General features: G+C 59.9%; 11 protein-coding genes. 8 read left to right on the top strand and 3 right to left on the bottom strand.

Going from position 1 to position 18,058, the window contains the following annotated elements; translation table 11 throughout:
- Nucleotides 1–19: 19 nt before the first annotated feature.
- Entirely contained in the window at nucleotides 20–1,516 is a 1,497-nt protein-coding gene (gene glpK, locus ISP15_RS06800) for a glycerol kinase GlpK (protein ID WP_404546406.1), read from the top strand.
- A gap of 300 nt (nucleotides 1,517–1,816) precedes the next feature.
- Nucleotides 1,817–2,332 carry a single-stranded DNA-binding protein gene (gene ssb, locus ISP15_RS06795; protein WP_404546404.1) on the top strand — a complete coding sequence of 172 codons (516 nt, stop codon included), beginning with the start codon at nucleotides 1,817–1,819 and terminating at the stop codon, nucleotides 2,330–2,332.
- Between the two features lie 255 nt (nucleotides 2,333–2,587).
- On the opposite strand, the gene ISP15_RS06790 is transcribed toward ssb, so the two are convergent.
- The gene (locus ISP15_RS06790; RefSeq protein ID WP_404546403.1) at nucleotides 2,588–4,771 is read right to left on the bottom strand and encodes a TonB-dependent receptor; all 2,184 of its coding nucleotides are present in this window, start codon (nucleotides 4,769–4,771) and stop codon (nucleotides 2,588–2,590) included.
- A gap of 1,032 nt (nucleotides 4,772–5,803) precedes the next feature.
- On the opposite strand from ISP15_RS06790, the gene ISP15_RS06785 reads away from it, so the two are divergent.
- The 3 genes from ISP15_RS06785 to ISP15_RS06775 all read left to right on the top strand — a co-directional run bounded on the left by ISP15_RS06785 (nucleotide 5,804) and on the right by ISP15_RS06775 (nucleotide 9,885).
- Nucleotides 5,804–7,321, top strand: coding sequence for a DUF4331 domain-containing protein (locus ISP15_RS06785; protein WP_404546402.1), 1,518 nt, complete (start codon nucleotides 5,804–5,806; stop codon nucleotides 7,319–7,321).
- Between the two features lie 222 nt (nucleotides 7,322–7,543).
- Nucleotides 7,544–8,629 carry a tetratricopeptide repeat protein gene (locus ISP15_RS06780; protein WP_404546400.1) on the top strand — a complete coding sequence of 362 codons (1,086 nt, stop codon included), beginning with the start codon at nucleotides 7,544–7,546 and terminating at the stop codon, nucleotides 8,627–8,629.
- 95 nt (nucleotides 8,630–8,724) lie between these two features.
- Nucleotides 8,725–9,885, top strand: a complete 1,161-nt coding sequence (locus tag ISP15_RS06775; protein WP_404546398.1) for a HupE/UreJ family protein — start codon at nucleotides 8,725–8,727, stop codon at nucleotides 9,883–9,885.
- 196 nt (nucleotides 9,886–10,081) lie between these two features.
- Here the strand turns inward: ISP15_RS06775 and ISP15_RS06770 are convergent, their stop codons facing one another.
- Nucleotides 10,082–12,028: an esterase/lipase family protein gene (locus tag ISP15_RS06770; RefSeq protein WP_404546396.1), complete on the bottom strand. Its 1,947-nt coding sequence runs from the start codon at nucleotides 12,026–12,028 to the stop codon at nucleotides 10,082–10,084.
- Nucleotides 12,029–12,195: 167 nt separating this feature from the next.
- Between ISP15_RS06770 and ISP15_RS06765 the strand changes: the two genes are divergently transcribed.
- Nucleotides 12,196–13,185, top strand: a complete 990-nt coding sequence (locus ISP15_RS06765) for an Lnb N-terminal periplasmic domain-containing protein (protein ID WP_404546394.1) — start codon at nucleotides 12,196–12,198, stop codon at nucleotides 13,183–13,185.
- 51 nt (nucleotides 13,186–13,236) lie between these two features.
- Here ISP15_RS06765 and ISP15_RS06760 read toward each other — a convergent pair whose 3' ends face one another.
- Nucleotides 13,237–15,213 (bottom strand): M1 family metallopeptidase, encoded by a 1,977-nt coding sequence (locus tag ISP15_RS06760; RefSeq protein WP_404546392.1) that lies wholly within the window; start codon nucleotides 15,211–15,213, stop codon nucleotides 13,237–13,239.
- Nucleotides 15,214–15,719: 506 nt separating this feature from the next.
- Between ISP15_RS06760 and ISP15_RS06755 the strand changes: the two genes are divergently transcribed.
- Together ISP15_RS06755 and ISP15_RS06750 are read left to right on the top strand one after the other, a co-directional pair.
- Nucleotides 15,720–17,447, top strand: a complete 1,728-nt coding sequence (locus ISP15_RS06755) for a ShlB/FhaC/HecB family hemolysin secretion/activation protein (protein WP_404546390.1) — start codon at nucleotides 15,720–15,722, stop codon at nucleotides 17,445–17,447.
- A gap of 34 nt (nucleotides 17,448–17,481) precedes the next feature.
- Nucleotides 17,482–18,003 (top strand): hypothetical protein, encoded by a 522-nt coding sequence (locus ISP15_RS06750; RefSeq protein ID WP_404546388.1) that lies wholly within the window; start codon nucleotides 17,482–17,484, stop codon nucleotides 18,001–18,003.
- Nucleotides 18,004–18,058 lie beyond the last annotated feature (55 nt).

The raw sequence follows: 18,058 nt of genomic DNA, 5'->3' as shown, positions 1-18,058 counted from the left end.
GACTTCACAGGAGCCTTTCATGGATAAGCCCTACATCCTGGCGATCGACCAGGGCACGACCAGCTCACGCGCGATTCTGTTCGATCGCGCGGGAAGCATCGCCGGCGTAGCGCAGCGCGAATTCGGGCAAATTTTCCCGCAGCCGGGCTGGGTCGAACACAACCCGCGCGAAATCATGACCAGCGTGCTTACCACCATCACCGAAGTGATGAACAACGCGCAGGTCGACGCGCGCGCCATTGCCGGCATCGGCATCACCAACCAGCGTGAAACCGCAGTGGTGTGGGACAAGGCAACTGGACAACCGATCTACAACGCCATCGTGTGGCAATCGCGGCAGACCCGCGAGATCTGCGATGAACTGGTCGCCGCCGGCCACGACCAAATGGTGCGCGCCAAGACCGGTTTGCTGATCGATGCGTACTTCTCCGGCACCAAAGTGAAGTGGATGCTCGATCGCGTCGAGGGTGCGCGCGAACGCGCCAGGCGCGGCGAGCTGCTGTTCGGCACCATCGATACCTGGCTGATCTGGAATCTCACCGGCGGCAAGGCGCATGTCACCGACTACACCAATGCCTCGCGTACTTTGATGTATGACATTCACGCACAGCGATGGGACGACCAGCTGCTGGACATGCTCGATGTGCCCAAAGCGATGCTGCCCGAGGTACGTTCAAGCAGCGAAATCTATGGCAAGACCCTGGGCCGGCATTTCTTCGGCCAGGAAGTGCCGATCGCCGGCGTGGCGGGCGACCAGCAGGCGGCCTTGTTCGGCCAGGCCTGCTTCCAACCGGGCATGGCCAAGAATACTTACGGCACCGGTTGCTTCATGCTGATGAACACGGGCGAGCAGGCCGTCACCTCGCAGAACGGTTTGCTCACCACTATCGCCTGGGGCCTGGACGGCAAAGTGGAATACGCGCTGGAAGGCAGCATCTTCGTTGCCGGTTCGGTGATCCAGTGGTTGCGCGACGGCCTGCGCATGCTGGGCAAGGCCAGCGATTCGCAGCAATACGCCGAGCGCGCCGGCACCAACGAAGGCGTCTATATGGTGCCGGCCTTTGTCGGACTGGGCGCGCCCTACTGGCGCAGCGATGTGCGTGGCGCCGTATTCGGGCTTTCGCGTGGCACCACCAAGGAGCACTTCGTTCGCGCGGCGCTGGAGTCGATGGCTTACCAGACCCGCGATGTGCTGGCGGCGATGGAAAGCGACGCGGGCCTGAAGCTAAAAGAGTTGCGCGCCGATGGCGGCGCCATCGCCAACGGATTCCTGGGGCAGTTCCAGAGCGACATGCTGAATGTGCCTGTGCTGCGGCCGAAAGTGGCCCAGACCACCGCGCTGGGCGCGGCCTACCTGGCCGGCCTCGCCACCGGCTTCTGGTCCAGCCGCGAGGACATCGCCCGTCATTGGGCAGTCGATCACCGGTTCGAACCCGCCATGCCGGAAAACCAGCGCGAGGCGCTCTACACGGGGTGGCGACAGGCTATCGAGGCCACCATGGCCTTCAAGGTGTGAATTGCGATCCGGCCGTTGTACCGATGGGGTATGCGGCTGGGCCCGGGTATTGCCGGGATGGCGGCCCATCACCCAAGCTGGAGCGAGTGCCGGGAGGCCGGGCGTCAGGCATGTATCATGGAGTGCCTGTGGGCCGGTGGTTGACGGCTCTCGTGGAAAACCAAGGTCAGCGTCGATGGTCCTCCGCGCGCACGCCATTTCAGCCAAGGCTGCAGGCGTAGTGTCCACCATCGCGGCGAAGCGGCAATCCGACGCTGATCAAGCAAAAAAACTTGTCCAGATTCAGTCTTGAGGTCATCCATGGCACGCGGCATAAATAAAGTCATCCTGGTCGGCAATCTCGGCGCGGATCCCGAAGTCCGCTATACCGGCAGCGGTACCGCGATTGCCAGCCTGAGCATCGCCACTTCCGAACAATGGACCGACAAGCAAAGCGGCCAGAAGCAGGAACGCACCGAATGGCATCGCGTCAAGCTGTTCGGCCGGCTGGCGGAGATCGCCGGCGAATATCTCAAGAAGGGCCGCCAGGTCTACGTCGAAGGCTCGTTGCGCACCGACAAGTACACCGGCAAGGACGGCGTCGAGCGCTATTCCACCGACATCATCGCTAGCGAACTGCAGATGCTCGGCGGCGGTAGTGGCGAGGGCGGCGGCATGAGCGGTGGCGGCGGTGGTGGTTATCGCGAGCGCCCGCAGGGCGGCCCGCCACGCCGTGGCGGTAGCGGCGGCGATGATTTCGGCGGTGCGCCGCAGCGTCAATCCGTGCCGCCACCGGAAAGCAACAGCAATTTCGACGATGACGATATTCCGTTCTAATGAATACCTGGAATGTATTGTCAGATTTGAATAAACAGCCCTTGATTCATCAAGGGTTGTTTATTTTCAAACTTTTCATTTTCTCGCACTAATTTTCAACTTGGGATCGGCGCGTTTGGATGAACGGCTATGCGCCTGCGATACAAGAGAGTGTAAGTTTCGCGATGCAGTGGTGAGCGATATCACTACTGATTGATCGTGGCATTCAAGATTTGCGCCGGCTGGTTACAATGTCCTGGCAATGCAGAAGTCCAGCTAAAGATTTAGTCTCAGAGTGAACCGGAATTCGCGAGGTTCGCCGGGGTGCACGGTGATGCCCGCAGGCACGACCGGCGCGGTAGTCGACACTCGGTAGTCCTGCTCGTAGGAAATGTCGTAGTACTTTCGGTCGAAGATGTTCAAGACGTCCAGCGACAGCGACATTCGCGGCGACAGTTGCCGTTGTACCCGTAGATTCGTCACGAGGGAGCTTGGCCCGACCAGGGCATCGTCCTGTGATAGCGGATACGCACCGATGTAACGCAGCTTTATATCGCCCGACCAACCGTCGACGTCATGCACCGTCAGTCCTATGGACGCCACTTTTGGAACAGCGTTTGGGATGTAGTCGCCGGAAAGCCCGTTCTCGTTCTCATGTGTATAGCGCGCGTGAGTATAGGCGAGGTCAGCATCTAAAAGCAGCCAATTATTAAGCATCAAGTGGTTGTTCCACTCCACGCCGTAGCGGGTGCTGGCGCCGTTGGGTGTCGTGCTGCCGATATCCGAATCCGCGTTGTAGATGAGTTCCGAAGCAGTATTTAGATGCCACAATGCGAGGGAGCTCTGCAGGTCTGGAATCGCGTCAGTTCGAATGCCGGCTTCCTCACCAAAAGCGCCTACTAGCGGCGGCACAGGTGATGCCGGTCCGCCAGTGGTTGGATCTATCTTGTAGATGACGCCACGCGCATCATTGCTGTGAAAGCCATCGCCGGCGTTGATGAAGAATTCTGTGTCGTGCCAGGGACCAAAGATCAGCGATAACTTTGGCGATGTTCTGCTCGCAGATGCGCTACCGCTGTTTTGCGCCAGTGATAGAGATGTCAGGTTCATTTGCACGATGTCTTCGCGCATGCCTGCCAGGGTTCGAAACCATTCATTCCACTCGGTCGTGTTTTCGATATAGAGCCCGGCCTCGGTCTCGCCGACCAGGTTGTCGTTAACTGTCTGAAAGGGAACGCGCGCTTCGGTATCAAATAGTCCAACGTGGATGTAGTCGCGGCGTATCTGCAGGCCAGCCTCGGTGGTTGAATCATGGTCAAAAAGGTTGTGCGCCCAACCGTGCGCCAACTTCGTGCCGAGGATATTGCGCGCTTCCTCCTGCTCGAATTGGTCGCCGGTCGCTGGACGAAGTTCGAAAAACGTGAAGTCGGAAAAAAGCTGCAGCTGATAGTGCTCAAGGTAAGCCATTACCTTGGTGTATCCAGCCGCGTCGTGGGTGTGCCATTCACCGGACAGAATATCGCGTGTGCTATCGCCCCCGTCGGTGGGATCTAGTGCGCAGAAGCGGCAGAGCTGGCCAGACTGTATGAGTGCCAGCGGCACTTGGTCGGTGGAGTTCCAGTGGGCCTGATAGGCGATGCCGTCGATGGACCAACCGTTTGTTGCATCGCCGTCAGTCAGGCGCAGCAGAATATTTAGCTTGCGCATGCCTTCGGGTAATCGCCACGGTCCATTCTCTTCCAGCCCGTCGACGGCAGCCAGCAGGATGGGCCCGGCGGACGCTGACGTTGCTGCGGCGTCGCTCCGGTTGGGAAACACAGGGAACGACCCGGCGATCAATGCGCGCCGATAGTCGTAGCTGCCTACGGTGACTTGAGCGAACGGCGCGAGCAGGCTATTGCGATAATAGATATCGGCTGATCCTGCTGCGGAAAAATCACCGTTCTCGGCGAAGTAGGTGCCCTTGCGGTAGTCGATTTGCTGTACAAGCTCAGGGATCACAAAATTTAAATCAGAATAACCCTGGCCGTGCGCATTGGTTGGCATGTTGACGGGCACGCCATCGACGCCAGTCGCAAAGTCAGTGCCGTGATCGAGGTTGTAGCCGCGAAGAAAATACTGATTCGCCTTGCCATCGCCCGAATGCTGCGTGACCACCATGCCTGGAATAGCCTCCAGCACCTCGCCGGGGCGCAAAAGAGGCAAGTCCTGCAAAAGTGATCCCAAAATGATGCCCTGGGAGGCCGCATTCGACGTGCCGACCGCGTTATCGTAGTGCCCAATCACCGACACGCGCTGCAACGTCTTGGCCATCTTGGCCGGATTGGAGTCAATGGCAACCATGTTGCCTTGCGCCGTTATCGCCTGTGCATGGCTTGCCTGGGCTGAAAGCAGGACCGGTGAAGCAAAGACTGCAAGCTGCAAACAAGAATGGACCAGGCGTACGCGGCGCACGTACATGCAATCCACCCTCTGCGAATGGGATGACGGTTTGGGCTCCCTATCCTTGAGCGATGGAACGGCGAAAGTGCCGGCTAGGAGGCGCGATCACCTGAACCAAGGGGAGGCAAGGATCTCGCCACCGTCAATGGTTGGATATGTGTCTGGCGTGATGGCGGCTGCATCGAATGTTCGCTACCCAAACAGACATTCAACGTGACGAAGTAACGGCGAAATTCCCCGGATTTTATTAATAGGTCAATATTCCACTTGGCGAGACAAGCCTAGACAAGCATGGACGCTTGGCGACCGGGGCAACGCTACGCGCTCCTATGTCGACGATGCGTTGAAAGATACGGACGTACGCCAGTGTGTTTAAACCCTCGAATCCGCGCGTATGACTGTTTCCTGCCGGAAGTTAAACGGACAATGGAGATTCGATACGAAAAAAGATGCTTTCCCGCCACGTCGTGTCCGGCCGGTTGAGCGCGGACGACCGGGCTTCCAGGATCGCTGCGTTGACGGTAAGTCGAACTTAAAGCGATCGAAAGCAAGGATATTACAGTTACCAAACAAGGCAATTAGTGATATGTCGAATCAAAAAGGCAATGCGGATCACGTCATCATCGGCAACGTATATCCGTTCAACGACTGTGTCCGTCAAAAATCAGATCCTTTTATTTGTAATGATCATGCATGCGGTCCGATGACGTGGATAATATCTATTACGTTCTCCTAAAAATAGGAAAAAAATGCGCGGTAGTAACATTGCGTGCCCTATTGTTCTCGGCGCCGTGCATTCGTATCCCGGCTATAAACGTATCCACCTATGTTCACCAAGGAAGGGGATTGGCCAGGGGCCGATCGTGAAGATGGATGGGAGCAACGCTTATCAATGCATCCAGGGTGCATTACCTAAGTATTGTCCGCGCTTCAGGTCGGAGCGAAATTCAGGAGCGGGATCCGTACCACGGAACCGCGTGGAGTCGCTTTATGTACCGCCCGTAAGATTCCCGCGGAATGTGACCAAACTACGCAGGGCGAGAAAACACCATGAAATTCAAACCGCTTTTCCTGTTTATCAGTCTGGTGCCAGCAGTTGCGCTCGCATCAAGCCATCGCGAGGCGCCGTTCATCAGCACTCTTCCGCAAGTCGACGGCAGCGACTTCTACATGTTCATGAGTTACGAGCCGGGACGTCAGGGATACGTCACCTTGCTCGCCAACTACAACCCGCTACAGACACCCGGTGCAGGTCCTATTTACTACGCGCTTGATCCGAATGCCTACTACGACATTCATATCGACAATGCCGGGCATGCCCGATCGGATTTGACCTTCCGCTTCCGCTTCACCAACACCTACAAGAATCTCACTGTTCCTACGGGTGCAAATGGCAAGCCCATTGCTGTGCCGGTGCTCAACATCGGCCGTATTTCCAGCAGCAATCAAAGCGATCTCAATCGCATCGAAACGTATACAGTGGAAGTGCTGCAGGGCGATGACAGCAAGGGCCGGCCGCTTGTGAATAGTGAGGGCGGGTCGTCGACATTCGTCAAGCCGGTCGACAATATCGGCTTTAAGTCGATCAATGACTACGCCGGCTACGCGAACAACTATGTTTACGATGTCGTTATTCCTGGATGCTCGCAGCACGGCAGGGTGTTCGCCGGACAGCGTAAAGATGGCTTCGTCGTCAACGTCGGGGAAATCTTCGACCTGTTCAACCTCAACCCGCTCGGCTCGCGGGAGTCCTCGCACAATGCACTGACTGCCAAGAATGTTGACACGCTTGCATTGGAGGTTCCGGCAAGTTGTTTGCGCAGCAACAGTTCCGATCCAATCATCGGCGGATGGACTACCGCCAGCATTCCGAAACATCTGGACATCGACCCGGCTAATGGCGGCCAATCCGCAGCACCCGCTAACGCAGGGCCCGCTGATTATGTGCAGGTCTCACGGTTGGGCCTGCCACTGTTCAACGAGGTGGTGATCGGTTTGCCGGATAAAGACAAGTACAATGGCAGTGCTCCGTGCGACGATGCGCAGTTCGCGAAATACGTGACCAATCCCACGCTCCCTGCGCTCGTCAACACATTGTTCGGGGCGGCTATCCCCCATACCCCGCGTTATGACCTTGTCACCGTGTTCCTGACCGGCGTGCCGGGTCTTAACAAACCCGCCAGCGTCACGCCGTCGGAAGAGCTCCGCTTGAACACGAGCACACCGGTTACCGCGCCCGCCAAGCAGAACGATCTGGGCGTACTGGGCGGCGATCTGGCGGGGTTCCCGAATGGACGTCGTCCTTATGACGATGTGGTGGACATTGCCCTGCGCGTGGAAGAAGGCGCTCTGTGCAGTACGTCCATCGGTGCCTGTGGTAATGAAACCAAGGATCCGAATAACGGCGCACCGTTTACGGATGGTACGCGCTCGCCGGGTCCGACCGCGGCGACTGAAAAGGTCGTCGGAGACGAATATCCAGCCGACACGTATCTTCCTCAGTTCCCGTACCTGATGACGCCGCTGCCTGGTTCTCCTAACGGCGAAAATGGTGTGGCCGCCAACTGAGCCCTGACCATGGATTGCCATCGACTCTCTTGTCTGAGCTTTGGATTCAGAAGCAAGCCTGGCGCAGTGCATCGCAATGCGTGCCGCGATGCACTGCGCGTCTTCCTTTCGCTTGCGTTGTTGCTGATGGCTGACATGGCACAAGCCGAGCACAGTACACCGTACATACCGGCTCATCCGGATATAGTGCTCCAGCTAGTGCCACCAACGACTGATCCGCGTGTGCGCCAGTTCACTCGACTGCGCGAGGATCTCCAGCGGCATCCGAACGATGCAGGCAGGGCTGTGGCGCTGGCGATGGCGTATATCGACTACGGACGATCCACCGGGGACGCCCGGTTTCTTGGGCGCGCGATGGCGGTGATCGCGCCTTACATGATCCAGGCTGCACCACCCATTCCGGTGTTGCTAGTGCATGCGACGATCCAGCAAAGCCGACACATGTTCCAGGCATCGCGCAACGAGTTGATGCAGGTTCTCAAGCGCGACCCAGGCAACGCTCAAGCCTGGTTGACACTCGCCACCGTCGCCATGGTGCAGGGCGATGATGAAACAGCCAACGATGCTTGCGTGCATCTGGCCAATGCAAGCAGTGATTTCATGGGAATCGTGTGTACGGCATCTTTGCGCTCGCTGACCGGACACCCGGAACAAGCTTATGCATTGATATCGATGGTGGAAGATCCCGGCCCCAAGGCGCCGCCGGCGGTCAGGGCATGGGTCGAAGGACTTTTGGCCGAAGCGGCGGCCCGCATGGGTAAACCGGTGGTGGCCGATGCGCATTTCAGGAATGCCTTGCAGTGGACACCGGGCGATAACTTTCTGCTCGCCGACTACGGCGAGTTCCTGCTCGACCAAGGACGCGCGCAGGAAGCGATCAACCTGGTCAGCGGCGATACCCAGTCGGATACGTCGTTCTTGGTGCTGGTAACAGCCGAAACTGCGTTGGGCCTATCTCGCGCCAAAGGCGACGTGGCCGAGATGAATGCCCGGTTCAAGTCGATGGAGCAACGGGGCGACCATGTTTTTATGCGTGAGCAGTCTAGCTACACGCTGCATATCCTGCATGATCCCAACGTGGCGCTCGAGCTGGCAAGGCAGGATTGGCAAGTGCAGCGGTCGCCCAAGGATGTGCGCGTCTACCTCGAGGCGGCGATCGCCAGCCAGGATCCCTCGGCGGCAACACCCGTACTCGACTTCATCGCCCGCACCCACCTCTATGACGTAACCCTTAATCCATTGGTTGCACAGGTGCAGTTGGCGCAAGCCACCAGCGGAAAAGCCGCCTTGACGCGACGCAACCCGTGAACCTGCGTAGTCTGCTGATCGCATTTTGTGCCGCCGCCATCGGGTTGGCCTCGCCGGATGCGTGGGCGCACAAAGAAAGCGATGCGTACCTGACCTTGCACACCGACGTCGCGAATGATCATGTCATGCATGGTCAATGGGATATCGCTTTGCGCGATCTCGATTTCGCGATCGGCCTCGATACCCGGCATGACGGCGCCATTACCTGGGGCGAGGTGCAGGCACATCGCAGCGCGATCGAAAATTATGCATTGTCTCGATTAACCATCAAGGGCGATGGCTTGACTTGCACGATGCAGCCCACCGGGCAAATGATCGATGATCATACCGATGGTGCTTACGATGTCATCTTGTTCGATGCCGTCTGCGACAAGAACATCCCGAGCAAGCTGACCGTCGTCTATCAACTGATGTACGACCTCGATCCTTATCATCGTGGAATCGTAACGATTCACGCAGGCGACAAGATCGCCGGGGCGGTATTGGGGCCGAGTAACCCCGTAGCCAGCCTCAACTTGCGTGAGCCGGATCGCTGGGGAGAATTCAAGAGTTTCGTGACCGATGGCATCTGGCACATCTGGACCGGCATCGATCATATCCTGTTCCTGTTGTCGTTATTGTTGCCCGCGGTATTGATCCGTCGCCGCGTGCCACCTGCAAATGAGTCCTGGCGCAAAGGAACGGTCATGAGCGAGGCCACCGGCGTGGTGATGGCCGCGCTGACACAGCGCCCACAGTATCGCTGGGAGGCGGCAACACGTTTCTGGCCACCCTGCCTGGATGTCATCAAGGTGGTGTCCGCCTTCAGTCTGTCGCACTCGATCACGTTATCCCTGGCTGTGCTTGGCATCGTGCATTTGCCTAGCCGGCTGGTGGAATCGGGCATCGCGCTATCGGTGATGGTTGCGGCGCTAAATAATATTTACCCGGTAGTGCATAAACGAGTTTGGCTGATAGCGTTCGCCTTTGGATTTATCCATGGGCTGGGCTTTGCCAGCGCGTTGGCGGGATTGCAATTGCCGGCCGGCGCCATGGCAGCATCCCTGGGCGGGTTCAGTGTCGGTGTGGAGATTGGTCAGGAAGCGATCGTGCTTGCCTTCCTGCCGCTGGCCTACCTGATGCGCAAGACACGATTTTATCAAGTGGTGCTGTTTCGCTGGGGCTCGCTGTTGATTATCGCCATGGCTACCGGTTGGTTCGTGCAGCGCGCGTTCGATGTCCTGATTCCTGGTTTCAGCGCAATCGTTCCGAACTGAAGGCAGCGCGCGGTGATGGATGGATCATGTTGCCAAACCGACAACGGCATTGGCGCGAAGCGCGATTGAGCTTTTATTGGTGCCTTCAGATCAGGGCGGGGCTTGTGCATGGACTATGAGGGAATTGTTCGGGAGCCGTTTGCGCGACCCGGCGCGTCAAGTTTCGGATTCACCAAGCGCTTTATAGGGCGGCGGCTTACGACGACGGTTGCCCACACGCAAGCTGCGTTCTGCCCGCGTCACCCGCGCCAGCCTGCCACAGGCAGTGCAGGGCGCTGGCGTGCAGCCGCAGGATACGACGCAGTTCGATGATCGCCTGGGGCGTTTCCTGCACGTCGTGCCAGGAGGGCACGACCAGTTCGGAATCGGCGCCGTCGAGATGGGCGCTGGCGTAGGGCACCACGCCGTCGTCGGATGCCGCCAGCGGTCCCTTCGATTTATAGATGCCCACGATGGTGTGGTAATGCACCTCGGGCGAGATCGGCAAAGTGCTCGACGCCTCGATGAATGGATCTTCGTTACTGAGGTTGTCGATGCTGTTGGGGATGCGCGCGGGCGTGCCGCGCGTGGCGCCTTTGCCCTGCATCGCATCCGTAAGGCCCTTGCCTTCTTCCAGCAGCGTCAGCGGCAGGCGGATCAGGCTGCCGATCCAGCGCGCCAGTTTCCATTGCGCTACGGGCGTACCGCGATGCGGTGCGGCCAGGAATACCGCCCGCGTCACTTGCGGCATCGGTGTGAATTGCAGGTAAGGCGCGAGACGTTGGCGTATCTTCTGCTGCTGCGTGGCGGTCAGGCCCGGGCGCTCGGGCAGGACGCGCCAGAGCCGGTCGCCACTGGACGACACCAGCAAGCGCGCGATGACGCCGCCCATGCTGTGGCCGATCAGCACGATATGGTTGGATGCCACGGCGCGGCCCGATGGATCGAAGTGATGCAAGGTGTCGTCGATCGCCTTGCGGATCTGCGCCAGGTTGACCGCCACCGGTACATTGGTCGGGTAATACACCTCCCAGACCTGATAGGTGCGTCGCAACTGTTCGTCACCCATCACTTCGTTGACCACGTTGATCCACGCTTCCGGACTGCTGGCTAGCCCGTGCAACATGATCACCGTGAGCCGGTCCGGATCGTAAGGCTGCATCAGCAGCACTTCCGGCCGAGCCAGTCCGCCGCGCCCAAGCAGCGAGCGGATGGATTGCTGCGCAAAACCGGAGCGCGCAAGCCACACGCCATAGGGGGCGGTGAAGTTGGCGGCCAGCGGGATGCTCTGTCCGTCCAGGGTGATGGCGTTGTCCAGGTAGGGATTCTTCGCATACACGCGCACGTCGTGCGTTTCCAGCACGCTTTGCAGGGTAGCGCCAGGAAACTCCAGTACCGCGGTCAGCGGCACATAGTTCGATTCGCGCCAAGGCTGATCGCTATCGTTCGGATTGGCGCCGATGGCAATAAAGGTGGAGCCGAAGCCATCGCGGCGATAGCTGTTGCGCAGGCCGCTGAAGCCCAGGTCTGCGGCGGGAATCAGCTGCTTGGGCAGATAGTCGCCCGACCCCAGGTAGACATCGGTGCTGGGTTTGAGCAGGTTCCAGCCCGCCACGGGCGTGCGCATCCAGTCCGTGCCCAGCGTGGGAAGCAGCCGGAAGAAGCTGCCTACCGCGCGCCGGGTGGCGTAGTTGTAGAAATCCAGTACCTGCCACTGGCGGGTTTCGAACGCACGCTCGCCCGGATCGCGCGCGGTGTAGAACAGGTAGGCATAGGCATAGCGCGCCGACTGCAGGTAGGCATCCAGCGCCGCATCGTCGATGGCCGTGCTGTCGCCGGCATGATCGTGCTGGATCGCATAGGCCAGCCACAGCTCGGCCAGGGAAGAAAGACGCCGTTCGTCGTCCAGGCCGTCGGAATAGAGCAGGGTGTTGGTACAGCGCGGGAAATTCGCCGCGCATGCGTCGCGGTCCAGCGCCACGACATTGAGGGCCTGCACGGTGCTGTCGCTGAGGGTGCGGGTACTCAGTACGTCGCTGCGGCGCTGGGCGGCGTAATCCTTTTGCGCGATATGGTGCACGCCGACCATGTCGCAACCGGCGCCCAGCAGCAACGCTGCCACGGCAACGACACGCGGAATCCAGTTTGGCTTGCGGCCTGTCATCGATTCTTCTCGCGGGTGGAAGCGGATGAGTCGGTCGTTGCCGTTCTATTATCCATGCATCAGGCGGTTGCGCCATGCGGCTGCGCGGCTCGCGCTCCGGCGCGCGCTCCGGCGCTGGGACTACGGCCGCGGAGTTGTCGCGAAATCCCATTACGAGGAGATGGCCAATGTTCCTGCGATGGATCCTCTACGTGCTGGCCGTGCTGGCTGCCGTGCTGTCGGGCGGATGGGGCGCGCTGGCGCTCTGGTATCAGTTTCCCGGCGGCGCCATGTTCCGCTGGATGGCAAGTCTCCTGTGGGTGGTGTTTGTGCTGGCGCTGCTGGTGGCGGCCTGGACCCGGCGCAGTGGCTTGCCGATCGGGGTCTACGCGCTGGCTTTCATGTTGTTGCTGGCATGGAGGGGCACGATCATGCCATCCAACCACCGCGACTGGGCCGATGATGTGGCACGCCTGCTCACCGGTGACGTGACGGGCGACCATGTCACGCTCTACAACGTGCGCAATTTCAACTGGCGTTCGGAAGACGACTACGACGCGCGTTGGGAGACGCGCCACTACAACCTCGGTGAGCTGGCATCGGCCGACCTGATCCTCTCCTCGTGGGGTATGCCCGGCATCGTCCATGCCTTGCTGTCATTCGGCTTCGATGATGGTTCCCATGTGGTTTTTTCGGTGGAAATCCGCCGCCGGCGGGGACAGTCGTTTTCGTCCATGGGCGGGTTCTTCAAGCATTACGAACGCACGATCGTGGCTGCCGACGAGCGCGACATGATTCGCGTGCGGACCAATGTGCGCGGCGAAACCGATCACCTGTACCGGCTGCAGATGAGCAAGCCGGCGATGCGTTCGCTCTTCCTCGCCTATGTCAGCGAGGCCAACCAGCTGGCCGCCAGGCCAGCGTTCTATAACACCGCGACGTCGAACTGCGTGACCATCGTGTACGACATGGCCAGGCGCATCGATCCGGGGCTGCCCTACGATTACCGGCTGCTGCTCACCGCTTATTTGCCAGGTTATCTGTATGGCGTGGGCGCGCTGGACCAGCATTATCCGCTGGATGTGCTGATACGGCAGGGCGATATCACGGCACGCGCACGCGATACGAAACCGGACGATGATTTTTCGCGGGCGATTCGCACCCCGCCGGAGCCGTAGGCGCCCGAGCCCTCCGCCCATGCGGCAAGAGGGCCCTTGGAGAGAAACCGATTACCGCACCGTAAACGTGTTATTGCTCCGATCCACATCCGGAATCGCATGCTGCGGATCGATCGTCGCCGACTTCACCGGCTTGTTGCCTGCCACGTTGATCACATAGCTGCGGTGCTGCATCCAGGTTTCGACCGGCACGCGCACATCCTGCTTGCTGCCATCGGTGTAGACCACTTGCAGCGTGGCCGGCATTACCAGCTTATCCAGGTTGGCGAGCGTAACCGTCGCGCCTTTGCGCCAGTCGCCGTCGAGCGGCGCCACGTTCTCCACTGCCAGATCCAGCTTCCAGTTGTACTCGTACCAGCCGCGCCAGAACCAGCTCAGGTCTTCGCCGGTTTCGCTTTCCATGAAGCGGAAGAAATCCGATGGGCTGGGATGCTTGTAGGCCCAGGTCTGGATGTATTTGCGGAAGGCGGGATCGAAACGCTCCGGCCCGATGATCTGCTCGCGCAGCAAGACCAGGCCGTAGGCCGATTTGAAGTAGGTGACCGGATGGCGGTACTTCTCCTGGATCTCGTCGGCGCGCGTGAGCAACGGCGGCGCATCCGGATCGGTCAATACCTTGACGATCTCGTCGGCGGGATTGCCATGGCCGGGCGCGTATTCGGAATCGCGCTTGGGCGCGTATTCGCCGTGGTTGAAGTGATCGGCTTCGTACACGTCGATAAAGGTATTGAAGCCTTCGTCCATCCACGCATTGCGGCGTTCGTCGGTGCCCACGATCATCGGGAACCAGGTGTGCCCGATTTCATGCGCGATCAATGCGTGCAGGTCGCTGCCCTTGGCTTCCTTCGAGTCGAAGGTGATGCTTGGGTATTCCATGCCGCCCGCCGAGCCCGCTTCGTTGATCGCTACCGGGTAAGGATAGGGATACCACTGCCTGGAGAAGTACTCGGTGGATGCTTTCACGTATTCGGTGGCGCGGCCCCAGGCATCCTTGCCCGCGCTTTCGATCGGATAGGCCGACTCGGCCAGCGCGGTCTTGCCGTCGGGCAGATTGATGCGCGCGGCATCCCAGATGAACGCCTTGGACGCACCGAACACCGCATCGCGGCTGTTCTGGATCCGGAAGTGCCAGGTCAGCATGCCGCTTTGCTTGGGCCGGCTGTCGGGATCGTTCACTTCTTCTGCCGAACGGATCATCACCGTGGTGTCGCTGTGCCGTGCCTGGTCCAGGCGCTGCATTTCGGTCTTGGTCAGCACGTCCTGCGGATTGAGCAGTTCGCCCGAACCCACCACGATCATGTTCCACGGTACGGTCACCGAGTAGTCGTAGTCGCCGTATTCCAGGTAGAACTCATTATTGAGGTAAGGGTCGGTGGTCCAGCCGCGCAGGTCATCATAGACACACATGCGCGGGTACCACTGCGCGATCTCGAAGATCTCGCCATTCTTGGTCGGGTTGACGTCGGTACGGCCACCGAACTCGCCCGGCACGGTGTAGCTGTAACTGATGTGCACGCGCAGTTTGCCATCGCGCGCCTTCAAGGGCTGCGGCAGGCGGACCTGCATGCGCGTATCGGAAACTGACCAGTCAGCCTGCTGCAGCTTGCCGTCGCTGCCTTCCACGGCCACGGCAGCAATGTGCTCTCCGTCGGTGAATTCGGTCGGGAAGCGGCCGCCGCCAAAGGCGCCGCGCGCATCTTTCAGATAGCGGTTCTGCTCGACCTGCAGCCACAGCACGTCCAGATCGTCCGGACTGTGGTTGGTGTAGGTAATGACCTCTTCGCCGGTGAGCTTGCGGGTACCCGGGTCCAGCGTGGCCTTGATCTGGTAGTCCGCCCGGTTCTGCCAGAACAGTGGTCCGGGCTTGCCGCTGGCCGACCGGTAGGCATTGGCTGCTTGGGGATAGACGAAAGGTGCGAAGGTCTCGAACGGATGGTAGGCGGACTTGCCTTCATCCACGGCGTTCGCGCCGTTAGCAAGGAAAAGGGCGGCTAGCACCGCGCCGCAAAGCGTCAGGATGGATTTCATGAGGGCCCTGTAGCGTTGGGGAATGCGCCATCCTGGCACTGAACGGCCGACGATACTGCAACGCGGTAAAGCGATGCCAGTGCGAGATGGCGGATGGTGCCACGGGGACGATCCGTGGTCGCTTCGCGGTCCGGCTGACGGCTTATATGCGCGCTTATGCTGCGCGCGCCGGTACCTTGCATGGATGCCGTTATCGTTGTCGATGCGCGCGCCTTTTTTATCTAACCGTTCGGCTTCGAGATTCAGTGGCACGTTTTTATCCGGCTCCTGTTTTCCCAAGGCGGTCACGCATTATGCGAATAAGCTTTGAGCTCCATGGGATGTGTCTATGGAAAGAGCTCGAAATTTGCGCCAAAAAATAAGTGATAAGCGGTGTGATCTGTATGCATTCATTACGGATGGGCGTAAGCAACTCCTGATTTTTCTTAATCGCCGCGCGTCATATGGCTGGCTCATAAAGGTTTCGTTTATCGTCCGGGCCTTTCTGGTATGCGCAAGAATGAATCGTGTACGTCAAGGAAGAATCTTTCGTTCGTCATGACGCCTCGTGGCGACGCTGGCTTGCGGTAGCAAGCCTGGCGATGCTGCCGCCGCTGGTTGCCGCCCAGGATCGAACGCCGCCCGGGATCACGCTTGATGAGCAGCAGCAACGCGAACGCACGCAGCGCCAGGCGCAGGAACGGCAGGCGCGCGACGACGCCCCGGATGTTCGTCTGCACCAGCCGGCAGCCATCGGCTTCCACGATCTCGCCTTACCCGAGGAAGCCGACTGCATGGCATTGCGCGGCATTCGCCTGGTAGGCGCACGCGCTGCCGATTTCTGGTTCGTGCAGCGTTATCTCAGCCAATACATCGGACGCTGTGCCGGTCATGAAGGCATCAGCCTGATCGTGCGCCGCGCCGGCGATCTGATCATCGATCACGGCTATGTCACCACGCGCATCGGCCTTCAGGCGCAGAATCTCTCCAGCGGCGTGCTCATCGTCACCCTGGTGCCGGGCGTGATCCACGCCGTGCGCATGGCGGATGGTTCGTCATCCGACGATTGGCGCTGGGCCTTGCCAATGCGTCCCGGCGACTTGCTCAACCTGCGCGACATCGAACAAGGGCTCGATCAGCTCAAACGCCTGCCGTCGCAGGATGTAACGATCGACATTGCGTTGGCGGAGGGGACAGGTCAATCCGATCTCGTCATAACCGTCAAGCGCAGCAAGCCCTGGCGCGTTGTCGCCACGCTGGATGATTCCGGAGCCGCGGCCACGGGTCGCTATCAGGCTGGCGTGAACCTGGGCATCGACCATCCGCTACGCGCCAATGACCTGCTGTCGCTTGGCGTGACGCACGACGTGCTCAACGGTTCGGGACGCGGCACGCAGGGCTTCAACGGCAATTACTCCATTCCGCGCGGCAACTGGCTGTTTGCCGCCAGCGTCTATGGCTTGCGCTATCACCAGACGGTGGCAGGATCGGCGCAGACCTTCAACAGCAGCGGCATCTCCAGGACGATCGACCTGTCGGCGCAGCGCCTGCTTTATCGCGATCGCCACAGCAAGACGACCGCCGAGCTGCATGTCGGCAAGCGTTGGGCACACAGCTATATCGAAGACGTGGAGCTGGATTCGCAGCGTCGCGACATGAGCATGCTGGAAGCGGCCATCGCCCATCGCCGTTACCTCGGCAACGCACAGCTGGATCTGCGTGTGGCTGAACGCTTCGGCGTGCCCTGGTTCGGCGGCCAGCATGATTCGGGTGATCGCCAGCCCGACGATCCCCTCTTTCGCTACCACCTCACCACCCTGGATGCATCGTTCACCCGGCCGTTCGCGCTAGGGCGGCAACCGATGCAATGGACCAGTGAGTTCCACGGCCAGTACACCGACAACCATCTTTACGGCTCCGAATACATCGGCATCGGCGGCCGCTACACCGTGCGTGGTTTCGATGGCGACCAGACGCTCGCCGCCGCCAAAGGCTGGTATTGGCGCAACACCTTGTCCCTGCCACTGGGCAGCTGGCCGATGGTGTTTTACGCGGGCATCGATGCCGGCCGCGTGAGTGGCCCCGGCACCGAATACATCCCCGGCAACACCACCTTGAGCGGCGGCTTCTTCGGCTTGCGCGGCACTTATCGCCAACTCGGTTGGGATGTGTTCGCCGGCAAGCCGTTGCATGGTCGGGATGCGTTGCCCCATCAGCGGCCAGCGGCCGGACTGCAACTTGTCTATTCGTATTGACGATCAACCTTGCGAGGATTCTGAGGGCCACGCTATGAAACACAAGCTGTTAATGGCCGTGCTGGTATCGGTATTGGCCGGCTGCGCCACCCAGCCCACCGGCATCAGGGGAGATCAGGCCACGAAATTTCGTGAGCAAGGCGTATCGATCAGTAGTGTGCACGGAGCATCGGCAGTGGTACTGCAAACAAAAGGCAGAGCGATTGGCGCCTTCACGCTTGGTTCCGGTGGCGGCTATGGTGCAGGGGGCAGTACGGTCGGCAATGCCCTCAGCGGCATCGGCACCACGCTCTCGCTGACGACGTCGCAGCGTGGGAATAGCAGCAGCGATACGAACTCAGGCATCGCACAAGGCGCGATCAACGTGCGCGATAACCCGAACCGGGACCTCAGTGACCTGGATCGCGATCGCTCGCTCGGCAATCAGGCGCTCGCACCGATCTTCGATGCACAGAAAGTGCAAGAGAACATGGAGCTGAGTCAGGTGGCCGGCTATGTCGGCATGCGGGCAGCGGCGCGGCGACGGCGTTGGACGGGACTAAGTACAACTATTTGATTCACCTGCAGGTGCGGCGACTAATGTCGCAATGGGTCTTAAATCCGCACCGCGA

Origin of the sequence: Dyella jejuensis, assembly GCF_044904675.1 — a bacterium.
GTDB lineage: Bacteria > Pseudomonadota > Gammaproteobacteria > Xanthomonadales > Rhodanobacteraceae > Dyella_B > Dyella_B jejuensis.
This window is presented reverse-complemented; position numbering and strand designations above follow the sequence as displayed.

Bases quoted from the DNA above. Each gene is read 5' to 3' on its own strand.
- ISP15_RS06790 (WP_404546403.1), bottom strand. From the start codon at position 4,771: ATGTACGTGCGCCGCGTACGCCTGGTCCATTCTTGTTTGCAGCTTGCA.
- ISP15_RS06750 (WP_404546388.1), top strand. From the start codon at position 17,482: ATGAAACACAAGCTGTTAATGGCCGTGCTGGTATCGGTATTGGCCGGC.
- ISP15_RS06765 (WP_404546394.1), top strand. From the start codon at position 12,196: ATGTTCCTGCGATGGATCCTCTACGTGCTGGCCGTGCTGGCTGCCGTG.
- glpK (WP_404546406.1), top strand. From the start codon at position 20: ATGGATAAGCCCTACATCCTGGCGATCGACCAGGGCACGACCAGCTCA.
- ISP15_RS06770 (WP_404546396.1), bottom strand. From the start codon at position 12,028: ATGACAGGCCGCAAGCCAAACTGGATTCCGCGTGTCGTTGCCGTGGCA.
- ISP15_RS06785 (WP_404546402.1), top strand. From the start codon at position 5,804: ATGAAATTCAAACCGCTTTTCCTGTTTATCAGTCTGGTGCCAGCAGTT.
- ISP15_RS06760 (WP_404546392.1), bottom strand. From the start codon at position 15,213: ATGAAATCCATCCTGACGCTTTGCGGCGCGGTGCTAGCCGCCCTTTTC.
- ssb (WP_404546404.1), top strand. From the start codon at position 1,817: ATGGCACGCGGCATAAATAAAGTCATCCTGGTCGGCAATCTCGGCGCG.